Annotated in this window: 3 protein-coding genes and 1 pseudogene; all 4 read right to left on the bottom strand. The window is 40.9% G+C overall.

The features are described from left to right. Nucleotides 1–333: 333 nt before the first annotated feature. Nucleotides 334–2,385 (bottom strand): TonB-dependent copper receptor, encoded by a 2,052-nt coding sequence (locus FTV09_RS17105; RefSeq protein WP_373687720.1) that lies wholly within the window; start codon nucleotides 2,383–2,385, stop codon nucleotides 334–336. 137 nt (nucleotides 2,386–2,522) lie between these two features. Then, the gene (locus FTV09_RS17100; protein WP_180058958.1) at nucleotides 2,523–2,939 is read right to left on the bottom strand and encodes a DUF2946 family protein; all 417 of its coding nucleotides are present in this window, start codon (nucleotides 2,937–2,939) and stop codon (nucleotides 2,523–2,525) included. Between the two features lie 86 nt (nucleotides 2,940–3,025). Further along, the gene (gene def / locus FTV09_RS17095; RefSeq protein ID WP_067762718.1) at nucleotides 3,026–3,556 is read right to left on the bottom strand and encodes a peptide deformylase; all 531 of its coding nucleotides are present in this window, start codon (nucleotides 3,554–3,556) and stop codon (nucleotides 3,026–3,028) included. Between the two features lie 197 nt (nucleotides 3,557–3,753). Next, nucleotides 3,754–4,096 (bottom strand): annotated as a pseudogene (locus tag FTV09_RS17090) (ISNCY family transposase); the annotation flags it as partial.

Below are 4,096 nucleotides of genomic sequence, written 5' to 3'. Positions count from 1 at the left end.
CTGATTGTTGGTGCTGCAATGCGTAAGTTAGTACACCTATGCTATGGTGTATTAAAACATCAAACTGCTTATCAAATATAAGGTAAATAATTACTAAATTAGGTTGACAGCCAAGACGGTATCTTTTAGCACGTAATTTAGTGCTATATACAGGGGCAAAGCATATGCCGAGTTTAAAGCAAAGGTTACAAGAAAAAGGACGTGAAATACAAAAATTAGGCTTAGCGCTGTATCAATCTAAAGCCAAGCAATTGGCCAGCATGCATCAATAAAAAAAAGCAGAGTCTAGACTCTGCTTTTCATTTCGCAATCTATTTGGACATGATGCAAAGTTTAGAATTTCATGGAAATACGTGCCCAATAATTACGGCCAATATTATTGAACTGTTGATCTGTTGCAAGTCCAGTACCTGCATCACCTAACTTATTCAGATGTTCGGTATAAGCTTTATCTAATACGTTGTCTACACCAACCGATAAATCCACACCATCATGAATATGATATGTTCCATTTAATGACAAGGTTCCGAAACCGCCACTCTTTTTCACATCATAGCCGACAATATTACCCTGATCTTTACTGATGCGGTTTTGACCATCAACTACTCGCCAAAATGCGCCTAGAGTATATTTATCTTGGATATAGCGTACATTTACACGTGCTTCTAAAGGCGAAATTTGTGGTAACGGTTTACTATCCGTTGTGTTTTTACCCCAAGCATACATTGCACTGACATCCGCCTGAATGGCATCACTAAATTGATACCCGACACCCGCTTCAGCGCCTGCAATGGTTGCATCTACATTTTTAGCGCCTGCACTAAATGTCGAACCATGATCATGCATACCTGTATTTGGATGATCATGGTAACTCATCAAAATATAATCATTAATTAAGCCTGCATAAGCTGATGCCCATGAACTAAATGCTCCATGCGTATGTTGATAGCCCATATCCAACTGCAAAGTTTTTTCAGGATTAATACCGTTAAATGTATTGGTCGAACCTGCATTACCATGTTTAGGGCTGAATAGCTCCCAATAATCTGGCATACGTTCAACATAACCTAAACCAATATACGTTTTACCATCATCATGCTCAGGATGATGGTTTTCAAATCGAATAAAGGCACTTGGTAAGGTTTCTTTCAATTCAGTATTAAAACCACTATTCGCAGAAGCTGCACGTTCATCTATTACTTTGACCTGATCAACACGTACACCTGAAACCAATTTGTTGTTTTCACTAAGCTGATAGCTTAATTCACCAAAACCGCCATAAGAATTAAATTGCATATCTTCAGTGAGTGGCTTATTCATCGATGGCATCATCAACGCAGTCATACTGCCCGCATGTTTATTGTTTTGCGTATCTAAACCTGTAATAAACTGTACCTTATCCCACTCATGTGTCACGGCCATACGTGCATTTAAAGTACGACGCGTCACCTGCATTGCCATTGGATTTGGCATTTGCATGGTCATGCCATTATCCATTTTCATTTCAACCAATGGCGGTGTACGTAAGCTAAAGTTGTCCATCACATGGTCGTTGTAGCTATAGTTCACTTGCGCTTCGATCTTTTTAATCACATCAGTGACATTTTTTTTCTCTACACGCAGCCCTAAACTTTCACGAGCAAACTGAGAACCATCCATACCACGGCCAGCATACACCGCTTCACCATCGGCCTTACCGCCAGTCAGTTCGATCCAGGTATCTTCATCAGGTGTCCAACCTAAAGCTAAATCTGCGTTCCAACGCTCCCAATCTGAAGGTACTGTATTACCATGACCGTCTTGATAACTATCCGCTACTGAGCGACTAGCATTTAAGCGCACATATTTATGTTCATCGCCCGCCGCTGCTTCAACGTTGTGATCTAAACGACCATAAGAACCCATAAGCACACTGGCTTGGCCACGATAATGTTTCTCTTCATCAAACAGTTCTGGTTTACGTTCAAATAAAACCGTCGCCGCTGAACCTGTATTGGCATATTGAACTGTTTGTGGGCCTTTAATCACCGAGATCCGATCATAACTTTCTGGTGAAATGTACGAAGTCGGTGCATCCATTCGACTTGGGCACGCGCCAAGATTTTCAGTGCCATCCGTTAAAATTTTAATACGAGAACCAAACATTCCACGAAAGGTTGGATCGCCATTGGTCCCACCATTTTTAATGGCGCTGAATCCAACGATACTTTTTAAATAATCTGCACCATCTGAGGCAGGAATCGGTTGAATTGGCTGTTTTGGATTGGCACGGACAATTAAACCATTGGCATCATTACCTTGATGTGCTGTAACCACGATAGGTGCGAGTGTTTGAACAGCAGTTTGTTCGGCCATATCTGATGGCATCTCTGCTGCAAAAGTCATATTGGAATAACATGCGACACAAATCGCAGCCGCAAGCGGCTGTAGAAAGAATTTAGGCTGAGCCATTTTTTATCTCACTGAATACATAAATATAGGCGTACTGGAGCCAGTTAAGACCCAAGTAAAAATCGTCGGATTTATGCAGCCAGTGGCGGGGCTCGACCTTGTGGGATTAAAAAAAGTTGCTGAAGGACAAACCAAACGTGTTTGAAGGCTTTTTGAAAAGCAATCAAACGCACTTGAATACGATCTAAGATTTCCTGCACATCAAGTTCTGGTGGCAATACCAAATTACCGTAAACCGTACAGTACTGACATTGATGGCTTGCATCATGTTCGTGTGAATGATCGAATTGAGTTTGAGTAACTGATACATGGTCATGGTGCCCATGAGCGCTATGTTCAGAATGAACATTTGGAAGTAAAAGTGCGCGCGTGATGGTTTCACAGACCGGAGCAATTTGATATTGCTTCGGCAACAAGGGCTGTAAAAATACAGCAATCTGTAAAAACACTGCTACAAAGGACAGTAGCAGACCACTACGTAACCACACAGGCAAACCCTAAAATTTGTCTGCCCCAAGTATAACAAAGCCCAATCGAAATTGGGCTGAGAATCCAGTTTTTTCAGCGAATACAATTAACGCTTCACTGCAACCTTCTCTTTTTCGCGCTGGCGAACTAATTTTTCTACTTTGTCTCGCGCACGCTGACGCTTTAATGGCGATAAATAATCTACAAACAATTTACCATTTAAGTGATCCATTTCATGTTGAATACAAACAGCGAGAAGTCCGTCCGCTTCAACCTCAAATGATTGACCTTCAAGATTAATTGCCTGAATTTTTACGCGTGACGGACGCTCAACTTTATCGTATATTTGTGGAACAGATAGGCAGCCTTCTTCATAGGGCTGAGTCTCTTGCGTCAATGGCGTAATTTTGGGGTTAATAAATACCATGGGTTGATCTTTATTTTCAGATAAATCCATGACAATCAGCTGAATATGGTGATCTACCTGTGTTGCTGCCAGGCCAATGCCCGGTGCTTCATACATAGTTTCAAACATGTCGGCAGCTAACTGGCGAATTTCGTCAGTAACTTCTTCGACTGGTTTTGCAATGGTACGAAGACGGGGATCAGGGAAACTTAAAATAGGTAATAAGGCCATACGACGTCCTCACTTATGCCATTGATCAAAAAACAAAATGAAGGAATGCTTCATCAAAAAATTGTGTGTAATATCGTTATTATAACGCAACTACATACATAATTTTAGGAATTATGATAATGAAAAAGGTTTTGAAGGGCATGTGTTATTCACCAATTAAAATGTCTATGTGATAAACCATTTAAAATGTCCTGTTTTTAACCACAAGAGTCAAGCACAGGATTTAACTTTCTTTGTTCAATAACAGCTTTCTGAGCTTTACGACTCGGCATACTTTTCTTGAGACGGGAACGTTTATTCTGTTTCTCCAACTCTTCATGTTGTTGCTGGATATGCGCCAGAACTGAGCCTAATCTTTTATTCTCAACCACTTCATTCTGCTGTAGTCCAGCCAGTTTATTGAAGACGCTATAGTTGATCTTCCGTCCTTCATGCATGAGGGCCACAGTGCCATCCGGGTACTCCAGAAATGAAATGTATTGCCCAACAAGCTTATGATTCAGCTCTGTCGGTTCAAGCAGATAAATACACTTGTCATAG

The sequence above is a fragment of the Acinetobacter sp. YH12227 genome (genome assembly GCF_013417785.1).
GTDB classification, from domain to species: Bacteria; Pseudomonadota; Gammaproteobacteria; order Pseudomonadales; family Moraxellaceae; genus Acinetobacter; species Acinetobacter gandensis.
Note: the sequence above shows the minus strand (reverse complement) of the source record. Positions and strands in the feature narration are given on the sequence as shown.